An 18004-nucleotide genomic window follows, 5' to 3' on the forward strand; every position below is an offset into this window, starting at 1 on the left:
TAGAGTTGGGGGGGGTTGTTCCACTACCCGGTGTTTTTCTCTCCTTCTCCGGCGCCGGGTGGCAGGGGGCGCGGGAGAGCGTCGCTCCCCCGCGGTCCTCAGCGGAACTCGGGGTAGGTCTCGCCGCCGTAGGCGGAGAAGTCGATCTCGTCGAGCAGGACGGGCTCGCCCGCACGGCTCCCGACGAAGTCGAGCTCGGAGTACCCCAGCTCGGTGAAGGCCATCTGGCGCGCCTCCTCCGTGGGCTCCACGACCACGTCGTGGTAGCGCGGCAGGCCCGTCCCCGCGGGGATGAGCTTACCGAGGATGACGTTCTCCTTGAGGCCCAGCAGCGGGTCGCGCCGACCGCTCATGGCCGCCTCGGTCAGCACCTTGGTGGTCTCCTGGAAGGAGGCCGCCGAGAGCCACGAGTCGGTGGCGAGCGACGCCTTGGTGATGCCCATGAGCTCGGGCCGGCCGGCGGCCGGCTTCCCGCCCTCGGACACCACGCGACGGTTCTCGTCGTTGAACGCGGCCCGGTCGATGAGCTCGCCCGGCAGGAGCCGGGTCTCGCCCGAGTCGAGCACGGTCACGCGACGCAGCATCTGCCGCACGATGACCTCGATGTGCTTGTCGTGGATGTCCACGCCCTGCGAGCGGTAGACCTCCTGGACCTGCGCGACGAGGTGCTCCTGGGTCCGCCTGGGACCGAGGATGCGCAGCACGGCCTTGGGGTCGACGGCGCCGAACACGATCTGGTCGCCGACGGCGATGTGCTGGCCGTCCTCGACGAGCAGGCGCGACCGCTTGGAGACCGGGTAGACCACGTCCTCCTGGCCGTCGTCGCGGGTCACCCGGATCGAGCGGCCCTTGTCCGTGTCCTCGATCGTCACCCGACCGGCGGCCTCGGAGATCGGGGCCTCGCCCTTGGGCGTGCGGGCCTCGAAGAGCTCCTGGACACGGGGCAGACCCTGGGTGATGTCGTCGGCCGAGGCCGCACCACCGGTGTGGAAGGTCCGCATGGTCAGCTGCGTGCCGGGCTCGCCGATCGACTGGGCGGCGATGATGCCCACGGCCTCGCCGATGTCGACGAGCTTGCCGGTGGCCAGCGAACGGCCGTAGCACTTCTGGCAGGTGCCGACGCGGGACTCGCACGTGAGCACCGACCGGACCTTGACCTCGGTGACGCCGGCCTCGACCAGCTGCCCGATGAGAACGTCGCCGACGTCGTCGCCCGCGCTCGCGAGGACGGTGCCGTCCTCCGCGGTGACGTCCGCGGCGAGCGACCGCGCGTAGGCCGAGGTCTCGACGGTGTCGTCGAGGACGAGGCCCTCGCCGGAGGCGGACGGCACGCCGATCGTCACGGGGAGGCCGCCGCGGGTGCCGCAGTCGGCCTCGCGGACGATGACGTCCTGCGACACGTCGACGAGCCGACGGGTGAGGTAGCCGGAGTCCGCGGTCCGCAGGGCGGTGTCCGCGAGACCCTTGCGGGCGCCGTGCGTGGCGATGAAGTACTCGAGGACCGACAGGCCCTCGCGGTAGTTCGACTTGATCGGGCGCGGGATGATCTCGCCCTTCGGGTCGGCCACGAGGCCACGCATGCCGGCGATCTGGCGCACCTGCATCCAGTTGCCTCGCGCGCCGGAGGACACCATGCGGAACACGGTGTTGTCCTTCGGGAAGTTCGCGCGCATCGCGTCCGCGACCGCGTCGGTCGCGTCGCCCCAGATGTCGATGAGCTCCTGGCGGCGCTCGTCGTCGGTGATCAGACCCATGTCGTACTGGTCCTGGATCGCCTCGGCCTTCGCCTCGTGCTCCTCGAGGATCCCCGCCTTGGCCTCGGGGGCTACGACGTCGGAGATCGCGATGGTCACGCCCGAGCGGGACGCCCAGCGGAAGCCGGCCTCCTTGAGCGCGTCGAGGCTCGCCGCGACGTCGACCTTGGGGTAGCGCTCCGCCAGGTCGTTGACGAGGCGGCCGAGCCGCTTCTTGTCCACGACCTCGTCGATGAACGGGTAGTCCACCGGCAGCAGCTCGTTGAAGAGCGTGCGGCCGAGCGTGGTGCGCAGCACGACGGGCTCGCCCGCCGCCGCGGCCGCGGCCTGCTCGTGCCCCTCGGGCAGGACGAGGTCGGTGAAGCGGATCGACACCTGGGCGCCGAGCTCGAGCTCACCGTTGTCCATCGCGAGGATCGCCTCGGCCACCGAGGAGAAGTACCGGCCGGCGCCCGTGCCCTCGTCGAGCTCGGTCGTCAGGTGGAACAGGCCGATGATCATGTCCTGGCTGGGCATGGTCACCGGACGGCCGTCGCTCGGCTTGAGGATGTTGTTGCTCGACAGCATGAGGATGCGGGCCTCGGCCTGCGACTCCGCCGACAGGGGCAGGTGGACCGCCATCTGGTCACCGTCGAAGTCGGCGTTGAACGCGCCGCAGACGAGCGGGTGCAGCTGGATGGCCTTGCCCTCGACGAGCTGCGGCTCGAACGCCTGGATGCCGAGCCGGTGCAGCGTGGGCGCGCGGTTGAGCAGCACGGGGTGCTCGCGGATGACCTCGTCGAGGACGTCCCACACCTGCGTGCGCTGGCGCTCGACCATGCGCTTGGCGGCCTTGATGTTCTGGGCGTGGTTGAGCTCGACCAGACGCTTCATGACGAACGGCTTGAACAGCTCGAGCGCCATCTGCTTGGGCAGGCCGCACTGGTGGAGCTTGAGGGTCGGGCCCACGACGATGACGCTTCGGCCCGAGTAGTCCACGCGCTTGCCGAGCAGGTTCTGACGGAACCGGCCCTGCTTGCCCTTGAGCATGTCCGAGATCGACTTGAGCGCCCGGTTGCCGGGGCCCGTGACCGGGCGGCCACGACGACCGTTGTCGAAGAGCGCGTCCACCGACTCCTGGAGCATGCGCTTCTCGTTGTTGACGATGATCTCCGGCGCACCGAGGTCGAGCAGCCGCTTGAGGCGGTTGTTCCGGTTGATGACGCGGCGGTAGAGGTCGTTGAGGTCCGAGGTCGCGAACCGGCCACCGTCGAGCTGGACCATCGGCCGCAGGTCCGGCGGGATGACCGGGACGCAGTCGAGGACCATGCCGAGCGGCGAGTTGCCGGTCGTGAGGAACGCGTTGACGACCTTGAGGCGCTTGAGGGCGCGGGTCTTGCGCTGACCGGTGCCGCCGGCGATGGTCTCGCGCAGCGACTCGGCCTCGGCCTCGAGGTCGAACGTCTCCAGGCGCTTCTGGATCGCCGTGGCGCCCATCGAGCCCTTGAAGTAGATGCCGAAGCGGGCGTTCATCTCGCGGTAGAGCGACTCGTCGCCCTCGAGGTCACCGACCTTGAGCGACTTGAAGCGGTCCCAGACCTTCTCCAGGCGCTCGATCTCGCCGTCGCCCTTGCGCCGGATCTGGTTCGCCTCGCGCTCGGCGGACTTGCGGACCTTGTCCCGCGCGGAGGACTCGGTGCCCGCGGCCTCGAGCTCGGCGAGGTCGGCCTCGAGCTTCTGCAGGCGCTGCTCGACCGCGAGGTCACGAGCCTTGGTCAGCTCGGACTTCTCGAGGTCGACCTCGTTCTGCAGGGTCGTCTGGTCCTCGTGACGACCGTCCTCGTCGACCTCCGTGATCATGTACGCCGCGAAGTAGATGACCTTCTCGAGGTCCTTCGGGGCGAGGTCGAGCAGGTAGCCGAGGCGCGACGGGACGCCCTTGAAGTACCAGATGTGCGTGACGGGGGCCGCCAGCTCGATGTGGCCCATCCGCTCGCGGCGGACCTTGGAGCGGGTGACCTCGACGCCGCAGCGCTCGCAGATGATGCCCTTGTAGCGCACCCGCTTGTACTTGCCGCAGTTGCACTCCCAGTCCCGGGTGGGACCGAAGATCTTCTCGCAGAACAGGCCGTCCTTCTCCGGCTTGAGCGTGCGGTAGTTGATCGTCTCCGGCTTCTTGACCTCGCCGTGCGACCACTCGCGCACATCGCCGGCGGTGGCCAGGGAGATGTGGAGCTGGTCAAACAGATTGACGTCGAGCAACGTGTCCTACTTCCTTCAGTTCAGGTAGCGCTCGTGCGGATGCCGCTGCGCGGCGGGTCAGAGCTCGTCGACGCTCGAGGCGTCGGGGCGGCGGGAGAGGTCGATGCCGAGCTCCTCGGCCGCGCGGTACACCTCGTCGTCGGAGTCCTTGAGGTCGATGAGCGAGCCGGACGAGTCCAGCGCCTCGACGTTCAGGCACAGCGAGCGCATCTCCTGGATGAGCACGCGGAAGGACTCCGGGATGCCCGGCTCGGGGATGTTCTCGCCCTTGACGATGGCCTCGTAGACCTTGACGCGTCCTGTGACGTCGTCCGACTTGATCGTCAGCAGCTCCTGCAGGGCGTGCGCGGCGCCGTACGCCTCGAGCGCCCACACCTCCATCTCGCCGAACCGCTGGCCACCGAACTGGGCCTTACCGCCCAGGGGCTGCTGCGTGATCATCGAGTAGGGGCCCGTCGAGCGCGCGTGGATCTTGTCGTCGACCAGGTGGTGCAGCTTGAGGATGTACATGTAGCCGACCGAGATGGGCTCGGGGAACGGCTCGCCGGAGCGCCCGTCGAACAGGCGCGCCTTCCCGTTCGGGGCGACGACGCGCTCGCCGTCCCGGTTGGGCAGCGTGTGTGCGAGCAGCCCCTGGAGCTCCTCCTGCTGGAGCCCGTCGAACACCGGGGTCGCCACGGTCGAGCCGGGCTCGGCACGGTGCACGTGCTCGGGCAGGCTCTTCGTCCACTCCTCCGCGGCCTTGACCGCCTCGGAGATGTCCCAGCCGTTCGCGGCCGCCCAGCCCAGGTGCAGCTCGAGGACCTGGCCGACGTTCATGCGGCCGGGGACACCGAGCGGGTTGAGGATGACGTCGACCGGCGTGCCGTCCGGCAGGAAGGGCATGTCCTCGACGGGGAGGATCTTCGAGATGACGCCCTTGTTGCCGTGGCGGCCGGCGAGCTTGTCGCCGTCCGTGATCTTGCGGCGCTGCGCGATGTAGACGCGCACCTGCTGCTTGACGCCCGGGGGCAGCTCGTCGTCGTCCTCCGTGAACTCGCGGACGCCGATGACGATGCCCGACTCGCCGTGGGGCACCTTGAGCGAGGTGTCGCGCACCTCGCGCGCCTTCTCGCCGAAGATCGCGCGGAGGAGGCGTTCCTCCGACGTCAGCTCGGTCTCACCCTTGGGCGTGACCTTGCCGACGAGGACGTCGCCGGCGCTGACCTCGGCGCCGATGCGGATGATGCCGCGCTCGTCGAGGTCCGCGAGGATCTCCTCGGAGACGTTGGGGAGGTCACGGGTGATCTCCTCCGCGCCGAGCTTCGTCTCGCGGGCGTCGACCTCGTGCTCCTCGATGTGGATCGAGGTGAGCATGTCGTCCGTGACGACACGCTGCGACATGATGATCGCGTCCTCGTAGTTGTAGCCCTCCCACGACATGAACGCGACGAGGAGGTTGCGCCCGAGAGCCAGCTCGCCGTCGTCGGTCGACGGGCCGTCCGCGAGGACGGAGCCGATCTCGACCCGCTCCCCCTCGTTCACCAGCACACGCTGGTTGTAGGAGTTGCCCTGGTTCGACCGGTTGAACTTCATGATCCGGTGCGTGAAGCTCGAGCCGTCGTCGGCAAGCACGACCACCGAGTCGGCGGAGACCTCGGTGACGACGCCCGCGACCTGCGAGGTGACGACGTCGCCCGCGTCGACCGCGGCCCGACGCTCCATGCCGGTGCCCACCAGCGGCGCCTCGGCGCGGATGAGCGGGACCGCCTGACGCTGCATGTTGGCGCCCATGAGCGCGCGGTTGGCGTCGTCGTGCTCGAGGAACGGGATCATCGCCGTGCCGACGGAGACCATCTGGCGCGCGGACACGTCCATGAACGCGATCTCCGCGGGCTCGACGAGCGCCGGCTCGCCGCCCGGGGTGCGGCACAGGACGCGCTCCTCGACGAACGTGCCGTCCTCGTTCAGCGGGGCCGACGCCTGGGCGATCGTGTGCCGGTCCTCGTCGTCCGCCGTGACGTACTCGATCTCGCCGGTGACGCGACCGTCCTTGACCTGGCGGTACGGGGTCTCGACGAAGCCGAAGGGGTTGATGCGCGCGAAGGTCGCGAGCGAGCCGATGAGGCCGATGTTCGGGCCCTCAGGGGTCTCGATCGGGCACATGCGGCCGTAGTGCGAGGGGTGGACGTCACGGACCTCCATGCCGGCGCGGTCGCGCGACAGACCTCCGGGGCCCAGCGCCGAGAGCCGGCGCTTGTGGGTGAGGCCCGACAGGGGGTTGTTCTGGTCCATGAACTGCGACAGCTGGCTGGTGCCGAAGAACTCCTTGATGGAGGCGACGACCGGCCGGATGTTGATGAGCGTCTGCGGCGTGATGGCCTCGACGTCCTGCGTGGTCATCCGCTCGCGCACGACGCGCTCCATCCGCGACAGGCCGGTGCGGACCTGGTTCTGGATGAGTTCGCCGACGGCGCGGATGCGACGGTTGCCGAAGTGGTCGATGTCGTCCGTCTCGACGCGGACGTCGACCTTCTCGCCCTCGCGGGTGCCCGGCAGCGTCTCGACACCCTTGTGCAGGGCGAGGATGAACCGGATCGTCGACACGATGTCCTGCACGCGCAGGAGGGACTCCCCCGGCGGGGTCGTCATGCCGAGCTTCTTGTTGATCTTGTACCGACCGACCTTCGCGAGGTCGTAGCGCTTGTGCGCGAAGTAGTAGGAGTCGAGCAGGTTGCGGCCGGCCTCGACCGTGGGCGGCTCGCCCGGACGGATCTTGCGGTAGATGTCGAGGAGCGCCTCGTCCTGGGTCTTGACCGTGTCCTTCTCGAGCGACTCGAGCAGGACCGGGTAGTCCTCGAAGTGGCCGCGGATCTCGGACTCGGTGAGGCCGAGCGCGCGCAGGAAGACCGTGACCGACTGCTTGCGCTTGCGGTCGATGCGCACGCCGATGGCGTCACGCTTGTCGATCTCGAACTCGAGCCAGGCACCGCGGGAGGGGATGACCTTCGCCGTGAAGATATCCTTGTCCGACGTCTTGTCGGGGGTGCGCTCGAAGTAGACGCCCGGCGAGCGGACGAGCTGGCTGACGACGACGCGCTCGGTGCCGTTGATGATGAACGTGCCGCGGTCGGTCATGAGCGGGAAGTCGCCCATGAAGACCGTCTGCGACTTGATCTCGCCGGTCGTGTTGTTCATGAACTCCGCCGTGACGAAGAGCGGAGCGGCGTAGGTGAGGTCCTTCTCCTTGCACTCCTCGGCGGTGTACTTCGCGGGCTCGAAGCGGTGGTCGCGGAACGACAGCGACATGGACTCCGAGAAGTCCTCGATGGGCGAGATCTCCTCGAAGATCTCCTCCAGGCCCGAGATGGTGTGGGTCGACCCGTCGGGGTTCGCCTCGAGCCGGGCGCTCCAGGCGTCGTTGCCCAGGAGCCAGTCGAAGCTCTCGGTCTGCAGGCCGAGCAGGTCTGGCGCCTGCATCGGCTCGTAGATCTTGGCGAACGACAGCCTGGGCGACGCGAGGCGCTTCGCGACGAGGTCGGCGGACGGGGCGGCAGAGGTGCGCGAGGCAGCCAAAGGGGGTCCTTCCCTGCGGAGAGGTGTGCACGCGGCGCGCGTCGACTTCCGTGTCATGCCTCCGGAGTGACGCGCCTGGTGGCGCGGCTCGGGGTGACCAGGGCACATCGGTGCTCGGATGGGTGGAGGCAGGGCAGGCGTCGGCTAACGCAAGTGTCCACCTTACACACGGCTCCGTGTCCCGTCCAGACGCGCGCACCCGAGGGTGCCCGTGATCCCGCACTCACCGACGTGAGCCCGTGAGACCCGTCGGGCGTCCTTGCCCGGCCGGACCGGCCACCCGTGGGCGACCGCGACCAGTGTAGGGCACGCGTGCACGCGTCGCGCCAGACCTGCGGCCCGAGCGCCCGGCGTGTCCCGACGCAGGAACGGCTCGAGGCCGGGACCCGTACGGGTCCCGGCCTCGGGCCGGTGGATCGGGGCGCCCCCTCAGGGGGCGACGATCACTTGATGGTGACGGTGGCGCCGGCCGACTCGACCTGCTCCTTGGCCTTCTCGGCGGCCTCCTTGTCGACACCCTCGAGGATGGCCTTGGGGGCGGCGTCGACCAGGTCCTTGGCCTCCTTGAGGCCCAGCGACGTGAGCGCGCGCACCTCCTTGATGACCGCAACCTTCTTGTCGCCGACGGACTCGAGGACGACGTCGAACGAGTCCTGCTCGGCGGCGGCGTCCGCGCCGGCGTCGCCGCCGGCAGCGGCGGGGGCGGCACCCGCGACGGCGACCGGCGCGGCCGCGACGACGTCGAAGGTCTCCTCGAACTGCTTGACGAACTCCGAGAGCTCGATGAGCGTGAGCTCCTTGAACGCCTCGATGAGCTCGTCGGTGGTGAGCTTGGCCATGGTGGCTTTCCTTCCGTTTCGGTCCTGCTACGCGAGCAGAGGTGGGGTGTACTGCCGGGGCTCTCAGGCCTCGGCTGCTGCCTGCTTCTCGCGCAGGGCGTCGATGGTGCGGGCGGCCTGGGTGGCCGGCGCGGTGAACATGTAGGCCGCCTGGAACAGCGCGGCCTTGAAGGCACCCGCCGCCTTGCCCAGGAGGACCTCGCGGGACTCGAGGCTCGCGAGCGTGGTGACGTCGTCCGCGGACAGCTGGTTGCCGTCGAGGACACCGCCCTTGATGACGAGCTGCTCGTTGTCCTTGGCGAAGTCGCGCAGCGCCTTCGCGGTCTCCGAGACCTCGCCGTGGACGAACGTGATCGCCGTCGGGCCCGTGAGGGACTCACGGTCGATCTCGACGCCGGCCTGCTTCGCGGCGATCGCCGCGAGGGTGTTCTTCGCGACGACGTAGCGTGCCGAGCCCGCGAGCGAGCGGCGCAGCTCCTTGAGCTGGGCGACCGACATGCCGCGGTACTCGGTGAGCAGCACCGCCTGAGCCTCGCGGAAGCCCTGCTCGAGCTCGGCGATGGCCTCGGTCTTGTCCGGCCTTGCCATGAGCCCTCCTTCCGATATGGGACCGTCGGGTGTCCGCACATGGAAAGAGCCCCGCGCGCAGACGGCACGGGGCTCGGGGGCATCACGGGATGCTTCGGCTTCGTAGCTCGCCTGCGCCGGCTCCACCTGGGTGGACTTCGATCCGGGGCAGGTACCCCGCATGACCGACGGTCTGTGGCGTCGTCCATGGTAGCGGCAGGCGGGGGCCGGCGGACCCCCCGCCCGGCGTGGGCCTGCTCACCTCCCGGCCCGCAGGCGGCCGGGTGGGCGGGCGGCCTGCGGTCGTGCGGTGCCGCCCGCCCCGGGGCACGCTGCGCCGCGTGCTCCTGACGACGCCGCGGGCCCGGCCCCCACGGGGGGACCGGGCCCGCGAAGCGGTCAGCGTGACGTCAGGAGGCGTCCTCGGAGGTGAGGTTGCGCGTCTTGGTGGCGTCGAGCGGGATGCCCGGGCCCATCGTCGTGCTCATCGTGGCCTTGGTGATGTAGCGGCCCTTCGAGCTGCCCGGCTTGAGGCGGAGGACCTCCTCCTGGGCGGCGGCGTAGTTCTCGACCAGCTTGGTCTCGTCGAAGGACGCCTTGCCGATGACGAAGTGCAGGTTCGCGTGCTTGTCGACGCGGAACTCGATCCGACCGCCCTTGATGTCGTTGACGGCCTTGGCCACGTCCATCGTGACCGTGCCGGTCTTCGGGTTCGGCATGAGGCCACGGGGACCGAGCACGCGGCCGAGGCGGCCGACCTTGCCCATGAGGTCCGGGGTGGCGATCGCCGAGTCGAAGTCGGTGTACCCGCCGGCGACCTTCTCGATGAGCTCGTCGCCGCCGACCTCGTCGGCCCCGGCATCGATGGCCTGCTGCGCACGGTCGCCGACGGCGAAGACCAGGACCCGGGCGGTCTTGCCGGTTCCGTGCGGGAGGTTGACGGTGCCGCGGACCATCTGGTCCGCCTTGCGGGGGTCGACACCGAGGCGGAAGACGACCTCGACGGTCTGGTCGAAGCCGGTGCTCGCACCCTCCTTGGCCAGGCGCACGGCCTGGAGCGGGGCGTAGAGCTCGCCGTCGTGGATCTTCTCGGCTGCCTTGCGGTAGTTCTTGCTGCGCGTGGTCATGCTGCTTCTCCTGTGCTGGTACGTGAGCAGTCGTGGTCGGTCGGGCCCACGCCGGGCCCTGCCACTACGCCGCGGTCGCGGCGTCTGCGGGGTCAGCCGTCGACGGTGATCCCCATGGAGCGGGCCGTGCCCGCGATGATCTTCTCGGCGGCCTCGATGTCGTTCGCGTTGAGGTCCTCCGCCTTGGTGCGGGCGATCTCCTGGACCTGCTCGCGGGAGATCGACGCGACCTTGTCGGTGTGCGGGGTCGAGGACCCCTTCTGCACGCCGGCGGCCTTCTTGATGAGCTCCGCGGCGGGCGGCGTCTTCGTGATGAACGTGAACGAGCGGTCCTCGTACACGGTGATCTCGACGGGCACGACGTTGCCGCGCTGCGACTCGGTCGCGGCGTTGTACGCCTTGCAGAACTCCATGATGTTGACGCCGTGCTGACCCAGGGCGGGTCCGATCGGCGGCGCGGGGGTGGCTGCTCCGGCCTGGATCTGGAGCTTGATGTAGCCGGAGATCTTCTTCTTGGGAGGCATTCGGGTCCTTCGGTGTGTGGTTCCACGCCCGCGGCGGCGACCGCGGGCCGTCCCCTAGGCCTTGGTGACCTGGGAGAACGAGAGCTCGACCGGGGTCTCCCGGCCGAAGATGCTGACGAGCACCTGCAGCTTCCGGCTCTCCACGTGGATCTCGGAGATGGTGGCCGGCAGGGTCTCGAACGGACCGTCGGTGACGGTGACCGTCTCGCCGATCTCGTAGTCGACGAGGACGGGGACGGCCTCGCCCTGGGGCGTGGCGGTCTCGCCGGGGGTCTCGACGGCGCCCGCGGCGGGCTGCGCGAAGGAGACGTTGAGCATGGAGATCGCCTCGTCGAGGGTGAGCGGCATCGGGTCGTGCGCGTTGCCCACGAAACCGGTGACGCCCGGCGTGTGACGGACGACGCCCCACGACTCGTCGGTCAGCTCCATGCGGACCAGCGTGTAGCCGGGGATCCGCACGCGGTTGACCATCTTGCGCTGGCCGTTCTTGATCTCGGCCACGTCCTCGGTCGGCACCTCGACCTGGAAGATGTGGTCCTCCATGTTCTGGGTCGTGATGCGGTGCTCGAGGTTGGCCTTCACGCGCTTCTCGAAGCCCGCGTAGGTGTGCACGACGTACCAGTCGCCCGGGAGCATCCGCATCTCGAGGCGGTACGCGGCCTCGGGGTCGGCCTCAGGGGCGTCGGCCTCAGGGGCGTCGGCCTCGGCGTCCGGGGCGCCCGCCCCGGGTGCGTCCGTCCCGGCGTCGTCGGGCTCGCCCCGCTCGTCGGCGGGGGTCGCCTCCTGGTCGACGGCGGTGTCCGCCTCGGCGCCCGGGTCGGCGCCGTCAGGGGTCGACCCGGCAGCCTCGGCGGTGACGCCGAGGTCGTCGGTCGACGTGCTGTCGTCGCCCTGGAAGTCCACAGACACGAGGGAACATCCTCCTTGGATGTGTCGGTCGCGCGACCGGTCGGTCACGCGAGATTCACGGCCCGGGGGCCCGGCGATCGGCTCAGCCGAACGTCCACAGCGCGAGCTGGCCGAACACGAGGTCCAGCACGCCGACGATCGCCATCATCACGAGGACGAAGAGCACGACGACGAAGAAGTACGTGATGAGCTCGCGACGGGTGGGGCGCACCACCTTGCGCAGCTCGGCGAAGACCTGCCGGATGAAGCGCGCGATGCGGGCGAACAGCCCCCTGCGGGGCTCGACCTCCGACTTGCGCCCGGAGCCGCCCTCGGCGGCCGTCGTCTCGCTCACGTCTACCTGTCCCTCGCCTGTCGCCGGTGGCCCGCTCCCGGCAGGGTGCGGGCACGCCCACCATCGGTGGGTCGGGCCCGACGGCTGTGATCGTCCTGCGCCGTCAGGTGCAGGGCAGGAGGGACTCGAACCCTCAACCGCCGGTTTTGGAGACCGGTGCGCTGCCAATTGCGCCACTGCCCTTCGGCGGAGACTGCAGCCGTGCGGGCACGGGTGAGTCTGCGGTTCGTCACCGCCGATGGACCATAGTACGCACCGCGAGGGGTGGGGTCGACCGAGGTGCGGAAGGTCACGCGTCACACCGTGCACGACCGGACCGGTCCCGGGACGTGGGCCGGCACGAGACGCGGCGCACGCCTCGTGCCACGATGGTCGTCGTGACCGAGACAGCCGAGACCCGTCCCCGCATCTCCGCCCGACTCGCCGGCATCGCCGAGTCCGCGACGCTCGCCGTCGACGCCAAGGCCAAGGCGCTCAAGGCCGCCGGCCGGCCCGTCATCGGCCTGGGCGCCGGCGAACCCGACTTCCCGACGCCGAGCTACATCGTCGACGCGGCCGTCGCCGCCGCCCAGGACCCGGTCAACCACCGCTACTCCCCCGCCGGCGGCCTGCCCGTCCTCAAGGAGGCGATCGCGGCCAAGACGCTGCGCGACTCCGGCTACGAGATCTCGCCCGGCAGTGTCCTCGTGACGAACGGCGGCAAGCAGGCCGTCTTCCAGGCGTTCGCGTCGATCGTCGACCCGGGCGACGAGGTGCTCCTTCCCTCGCCGTACTGGACCACGTACCCCGAGGCCATCACCCTCGCCGGGGGCGTCCCGGTCGCGGTGTTCGCCGGGGCCGAGCGCGGCTACAAGGTGGACGTCGACCTCCTCGAGGCCGCGCGGTCGAACCGCACGAAGGTCCTCGTCCTGTGCTCGCCGTCGAACCCGACGGGTGCCGTCTACACGCCGGAGGAGACCGAGCGGATCGGCCGCTGGGCGCTCGAGCACGGCATCTGGGTGGTCACCGACGAGATCTACGAGCACCTCGTCTACGGCGACGCCGAGTTCACGCCCGTCCTGCGCGTGGTCCCCGAGCTGGCCGACACCACCATCGTCCTCAACGGTGTCGCCAAGACCTACGCGATGACCGGCTGGCGGGTGGGCTGGCTCGTGGGCCCCACCGACGTGGTCAAGGCCGCGACGAACTTCCAGTCGCACCTCACCTCCAACGTCGCGAACGTGAGCCAGCGCGCCGCGCTCGCCGCCGTCTCGGGCGACCTGTCCGCGGTCGCGGACATGCGCACCGCGTTCGACCGTCGCCGTCGGCTCGTCGTGGACCTCCTGCGCGGGATCGACGGGGTCGAGGTGCCCGAGCCGAAGGGCGCGTTCTACGCCTACCCGTCGGTCGAGGGCCTTCTCGGCCGGACCTTCCGCGGTCGGACGCCGCAGACGTCTGCCGAGCTCGCCGCGCTCGTCCTCGAGGAGGTCGAGGTCGCGGTCGTGCCCGGCGAGGCGTTCGGTCCCTCGGGCTTCCTGCGCCTGAGCTACGCCACGTCCGACGAGAACCTCACCGAGGCCGTGGGCCGCATGGCCGAGCTGCTCGGCTGACCCCACGCCCCGCAGCACCCGACGGGCCCGGCGCACGAGCGCCGGGCCCGTCGTCGTCCCGGCCCGCACGCGGAGCCCGCCGCACGGACGGCCGGTGCCGCCGGCCGCGGAGCCCGCCCGTCATGTGAGCGCCCCCTCCCGACTCTCATCTCCGCCTCATGCGGGTCGCGGACACTACCGTGGGGCGGGCCGCGCCGGGCGGCCCCGAAGGAGGCGCGACGTGAGTGGACGCGAGGGCGGCACCCGCCCGCGGTTCGTCGCCGCGTCGCGCGACACCGTCGCCCGTGACGCCGCCTCGCGTGCCGCGGTCGCCTCCGCCCCCACGCCCGACGACGCCACGACCACGACGCCGGACGGATCGTCCGCGCCTCCCCCGGCCCACCGACCCTGGTACCGCCGCAGCACGGTGCGCGCGACGATCATCCGCACGGTGCTCATGCTCACCGGGCTCACGCTCCTGCTCGTGGGGAGCACCGCGGTCTGGCTCGAGCGTGGCCGCGTCCTGGACTCGGTCGACGCCACCCTCACGCGCACCACGCAGGAGATGGCCGGCCTGCTGAGCGACGGACAGAGCGTCGACGCCGAGGACGGGATCTCCGGGGCGATCTGGACCGCGATGTCCTCGGAGGTCCCCGCCGACAACGAGGGCGCGATGGGCTTCGTCGGGACGGACGCGCGCTGGTGGCAACCCGGCGGGCTCGACATGGGTGCCGACACCGAGCTCATCGCGGAGCTCACCGAGGCGGTCGAGCGGGGTGAGGGCACGATCAGCTCGGTGACGACGTCGATGTCGACCTACCGCTACGCGCTGCTCCCGGTGACCGTCGACGACGGCTCGGACCCGTCGGGCGCCCCGACGTCGGGCGCCGTGGTCATCGCGTTCGACATGGACGCCGAGCTCGCACCGGTGTGGGCGTCCGCGCGCACCTACCTCGTGGTGTCCGTGGTCTCGATGCTCGTCGTCGGCCTCGTCGCCTGGGTCGTCTCGGGCCGTCTCCTCGCCCCGCTGCGCGAGCTGCGATCCACGGCCGAGCGGATCACGGAGACCGACCTGTCCGGTCGCATCGAGGTCCACGGCTCGGACGACGTGGCCGACCTCGCCCGCACGGTCAACGCGATGCTCGCCCGCCTCGAGGCGTCGTTCCACTCCCAGCGCCGCCTCCTCGACGACGCCGGTCACGAGCTCCGGACTCCCATCACCATCGTCCGCGGCCACCTCGAGCTGATGGATCCCACGGACGCCGACGACGCACGGCAGACCCGCGAGCTGACGATCTCCGAGCTCGACCGGATGCACCGGCTCGCGGACGACCTCGTCATGCTGGCCAGGGCGGACGGTCCGGCGTTCGTCCAGCCGGGGCCGACGGACCTCGGGCCCCTCCTCGACAACGCGCTCGACCAGGTCCGCCAGCTCGGCGACCGGCGGTTCGTCGTCGACGCCCGGCTCGAGGCGGAGGCCGTCGTCGACGGTCAGCGCCTGACCCAGGCCCTCATCCAGCTCGCCGCGAACGCCGTGAAGTTCTCGGAGGACGGCTCGACGGTCGCGCTCGGGAGCGCCGCCGAGGCGGGACGGCTGCACCTGTGGGTCCGCGACGAGGGCCGCGGCATCGCGCGGGAGGACCAGCGGCGGATATTCGAGCGGTTCGAGCGGACGAACCGGCCCGGCGAGGCGCGCACGGAGGGCAGCGGCCTCGGCCTGGCGATCGTCTCGGCGATCGCCGAGGCGCACGGCGGTCGGGTCGACGTCGACTCCACGCCCGGTCGCGGCTCGATCTTCCTCCTCGACCTGCCGGCGCGGTCGCTCGCGCTGGACCACGACGTCCCGCTGGACGCACCCGACGGCGACGGACCCGGCGAGCTGCCGGCGGACGCGTCGGACGACGAGAAGATCAGGAGCAGGTAGTGGCACAGATCCTCATCATCGAGGACGAGGTCGGCATCGCCTCGTTCGTCACCAAGGGCCTGACGGCGGCCGGACACCAGTCCACCGCCGTCACCACGGGCAAGGAGGGCCTCGACCACGCCCGCACGAGCGGGTACGACCTCGTGGTCCTCGACGTCGGGCTGCCGGACATCGACGGCTTCCAGGTCCTGCAGACGCTGCGCGGCGAGGGGCACACGCTGCCGGTCATCATGCTGACGGCGCGGTCCTCGGTCGACGACACGGTGACCGGGCTCGATTCCGGGGCCGACGACTACATGCCCAAGCCGTTCCGGTTCGAGGAGCTGCTCGCCCGCGTGCGGCTCAGGCTGCGCTCCGCCCAGCAGACGAGCTCCGGCGCCGACCCCACCCAGCTCCAGGTCGCCGACCTCTCGCTCGACGTGCGCACGCGTCAGGCGACCGTGGCGGGGCGGACCGTCGATCTCTCGGCGCGCGAGTTCTCCCTGCTGGAGACCTTCATCCTGCACCCCGGGCAGGTGCTCTCTCGCGAGCAGATCCTCTCGCGCGTGTGGGGCTACGACTTCGACCCCGGCTCCAACGTCGTCGACGTGTACGTGCGCTACCTGCGCAAGAAGATCGGCGCCGAGCGGATCCAGACGGTCCCGCGCATGGGCTACCGGCTCGTCACCGGCTGACCGGGATCGCGCTCACCCGCACTCTCGACGGGAACGGGCCACGCTCACCCGCGCTCTCGACCGGGACGGGAGTCGACGGAGCGGGTCAGTCGCCGGAGCGGGTCAGTCGACGGAGCGGGTCAGTCGCCGGAGTCGGCGCTCTCGGCGGACACCGGGGAGGCCGGCGAGTCGGGGCTCTCGACCGGCGCCGGGCGGGGCGCCGGCACGGGCGCCGGAGCCGGCGCGGGGGCCGGAGCCGGGGCGGGAGCGGGGGCAGGCGCCGGAGCGGGCTCGGGAGAGGCGGCGGTGACGGCGCTGCGCTCGGGCGGCACGGTCGTCGCCTCGTCGGTCGTGGGCTCCTCCGTGGTGGGCTCCTCGGTGGTCGGCTCCTCCGTCGTCGGCGACTCGGCCTCGTCGGTCCCGCCCGAGGGCGAGACACGCGCCGGGGGGATGGTCACGGAGTCCACCGTCTCGTCGTCGGGGTCGGCGCTGGCGAGCACCGTGCCACCGGCGACGGCGATCGCCGACAACGTGCCCACCGCGATCCACGAGCCCCTCGAACGCATCCTCCGCCGCCTCCCGGTCAGGTCGTCCTCACGCCGGCGCCGCGCCGACGGGTCCATCGTCGTCGGAGGCCGTGAGTCCACGACCAGCGCGAGATGAGAGGACTCTCATCCGTGCAGCCCCGGAGCCCCGGTCAGCCGACCGGCGGCGGCACGACGAACGGGCCGGTCACGCGCCCGGCGGTGAAGTCCCGGGCCCGGGCGAGCCACGCCTCCGCGGTGACGAGTCGCCCCTCGGCGTCGGCCCGCCACCGGCCGTCCGCCCGCTTCGCCCCCGCCACGAGCGAGAGCGTGACGCCGGCGGCGCGCGTGCACACCTGGACCGGGTCGACCATCTGCTCGCACAGCTGCGTCCACCGGGCGAGGACGTGCGGCACCGCCGGGTACCGGTCCGGGGCGAGGTGGACGAGGACCGAGACGTGCCCGAGGAGGCAGGCGAGGTCGTCGCTGCGGTGCCCCGGGCCGAGCGAGTCGACGTCGAGGAGGCTGGAGACCGCGGTGATCCCCTCGCGCGGGTCCATGAGGACGTTCGCCTCGTAGAAGTCCCCGTGCACGGGGACGACGGGCTGGGGCGGCCCCGAGTGCAGCAGCTGGTCGATCCCGGCGGCGAGCGCCCTCGTGCGCCCCTCCGCCTCGGGGACCACGGTGGCGGCGGCGTGCGCGTAGTGGCTCGCCCGCTCCGCCCAGGCCGAGCGGCGGGCGAGCTGCAGGGCCGCCGGCGGCAGCTGGTCGAGCGTGCGGACGAGGGCATGGAGGACGGCGTCGGTCTCGTGCCCCGGTCCCCGGTGGAGCACGCGGGCGAGTGACTCGCCCTGGCCCTCGGCGAGGACCGCGAGCCCGGCGGGCTCCTCCGCGACGACGGCAGGCGCCGGTACGCCGGCGGAGGTGAGCATGCGGTGCCGGCCCACGAGGTCGCCGAGCGAGACCGGGCGGACGACCTTGACGTAGTGGACGCGGCCGGACGCACCCGTCGCGCGCAGGACCGCGCGGCGCGTGGGACGGTACGCCACGAGCTCGAGCGTGACCTGCTCGCCGAGTCGCTGCGACATCTTCGTCGAGTCGCACGCGGTCGCGAGGGCGGGCAGCTCGGGGTCCGCCGGGTGCCGCCACAGATGGACCACCGGACCCCGGCCGTCCGGCGGCTCGAGCCGGACGAGGCCCGGACCGGCGGCCCGGGTCAGCCGCGCCGTGGTGGCGCACAGGTACTCCTCGGTGCGCTTGCGCGAGCCGTCGGACGCGGTGCGCTCGACCGTGGCGGTGTACCCCACCGTGACGCCCGCGCCCGGGCGGTGGTGGACGGTGTGGACGGCCCACTCCACGAGGCGGCCGTCGTCCGGGACGAGGGCGGACGTGAGGACGTCGCCGGCGTCGGGCCCCGTCAGCAGGGCGACGTCGGCCGGCTCCCTCATCGCCGCCGCCGAGATGCTCATGACGCAAATGAGATCA

The 18004-nt window shown here is 71.2% G+C and carries 13 protein-coding genes and 1 tRNA gene; 3 read left to right on the forward strand and 11 right to left on the reverse strand.

Features of this window, described 5'->3' with window-relative positions; genetic code table 11:
- Positions 1 to 98: 98 nt before the first annotated feature.
- From ACPYO6_RS03910 to ACPYO6_RS03950, 9 genes are all read right to left on the reverse strand, one after another.
- On the reverse strand, positions 99 to 3995 hold the full coding sequence (locus tag ACPYO6_RS03910; RefSeq protein WP_425713584.1) for a DNA-directed RNA polymerase subunit beta': 3897 nt from the start codon (positions 3993 to 3995) through the stop codon (positions 99 to 101).
- 57 nt (positions 3996 to 4052) lie between these two features.
- Positions 4053 to 7550 (reverse strand): DNA-directed RNA polymerase subunit beta, encoded by a 3498-nt coding sequence (gene rpoB, locus ACPYO6_RS03915; RefSeq protein ID WP_425713585.1) that lies wholly within the window; start codon positions 7548 to 7550, stop codon positions 4053 to 4055.
- 443 nt (positions 7551 to 7993) lie between these two features.
- Positions 7994 to 8389, reverse strand: a complete 396-nt coding sequence (gene rplL / locus ACPYO6_RS03920) for a 50S ribosomal protein L7/L12 (RefSeq protein WP_425713586.1) — start codon at positions 8387 to 8389, stop codon at positions 7994 to 7996.
- Between the two features lie 63 nt (positions 8390 to 8452).
- A complete protein-coding gene (gene rplJ, locus ACPYO6_RS03925; RefSeq protein ID WP_425713587.1) occupies positions 8453 to 8977 on the reverse strand; it encodes a 50S ribosomal protein L10 in 525 nt (174 codons plus the stop codon).
- A gap of 389 nt (positions 8978 to 9366) precedes the next feature.
- Positions 9367 to 10083 (reverse strand): 50S ribosomal protein L1, encoded by a 717-nt coding sequence (gene rplA / locus ACPYO6_RS03930; RefSeq protein WP_425713588.1) that lies wholly within the window; start codon positions 10081 to 10083, stop codon positions 9367 to 9369.
- Between the two features lie 92 nt (positions 10084 to 10175).
- Entirely contained in the window at positions 10176 to 10607 is a 432-nt protein-coding gene (rplK, locus tag ACPYO6_RS03935) for a 50S ribosomal protein L11 (protein WP_425713589.1), read from the reverse strand.
- Positions 10608 to 10661: 54 nt separating this feature from the next.
- Positions 10662 to 11516 (reverse strand): transcription termination/antitermination protein NusG, encoded by an 855-nt coding sequence (gene nusG / locus ACPYO6_RS03940; protein ID WP_425713590.1) that lies wholly within the window; start codon positions 11514 to 11516, stop codon positions 10662 to 10664.
- An 82-nt stretch (positions 11517 to 11598) separates the two neighbouring features.
- Entirely contained in the window at positions 11599 to 11850 is a 252-nt protein-coding gene (gene secE / locus ACPYO6_RS03945) for a preprotein translocase subunit SecE (RefSeq protein WP_425713591.1), read from the reverse strand.
- A 110-nt stretch (positions 11851 to 11960) separates the two neighbouring features.
- Positions 11961 to 12033 (reverse strand) — tRNA-Trp (locus ACPYO6_RS03950).
- Positions 12034 to 12227: 194 nt separating this feature from the next.
- Between ACPYO6_RS03950 and ACPYO6_RS03955 the strand changes: the two genes are divergently transcribed.
- The 3 genes from ACPYO6_RS03955 to ACPYO6_RS03965 all read left to right on the forward strand — a co-directional run bounded on the left by ACPYO6_RS03955 (position 12228) and on the right by ACPYO6_RS03965 (position 16016).
- Positions 12228 to 13439, forward strand: coding sequence for a pyridoxal phosphate-dependent aminotransferase (locus ACPYO6_RS03955; protein ID WP_425713592.1), 1212 nt, complete (start codon positions 12228 to 12230; stop codon positions 13437 to 13439).
- A 220-nt stretch (positions 13440 to 13659) separates the two neighbouring features.
- Positions 13660 to 15342, forward strand: a complete 1683-nt coding sequence (locus ACPYO6_RS03960) for an ATP-binding protein (RefSeq protein ID WP_425713593.1) — start codon at positions 13660 to 13662, stop codon at positions 15340 to 15342.
- The gene (locus ACPYO6_RS03965; protein WP_425713594.1) at positions 15342 to 16016 is read left to right on the forward strand and encodes a response regulator transcription factor; all 675 of its coding nucleotides are present in this window, start codon (positions 15342 to 15344) and stop codon (positions 16014 to 16016) included. The genes ACPYO6_RS03960 and ACPYO6_RS03965 overlap by 1 nt, the downstream gene beginning before the upstream one ends.
- 119 nt (positions 16017 to 16135) lie before the next feature.
- Here the strand turns inward: ACPYO6_RS03965 and ACPYO6_RS03970 are convergent, their stop codons facing one another.
- Positions 16136 to 16534, reverse strand: a complete 399-nt coding sequence (locus tag ACPYO6_RS03970; RefSeq protein WP_425713595.1) for a hypothetical protein — start codon at positions 16532 to 16534, stop codon at positions 16136 to 16138.
- A gap of 158 nt (positions 16535 to 16692) precedes the next feature.
- A complete protein-coding gene (locus ACPYO6_RS03975) occupies positions 16693 to 17988 on the reverse strand; it encodes a phosphotransferase family protein (protein ID WP_425713596.1) in 1296 nt (431 codons plus the stop codon).
- Between the last annotated feature and the right edge of the window lie 16 nt (positions 17989 to 18004).

The organism is Georgenia sp. Z1344 (genome assembly GCF_049856295.1).
Taxonomy (GTDB): Bacteria; Actinomycetota; Actinomycetes; order Actinomycetales; family Actinomycetaceae; genus JB111.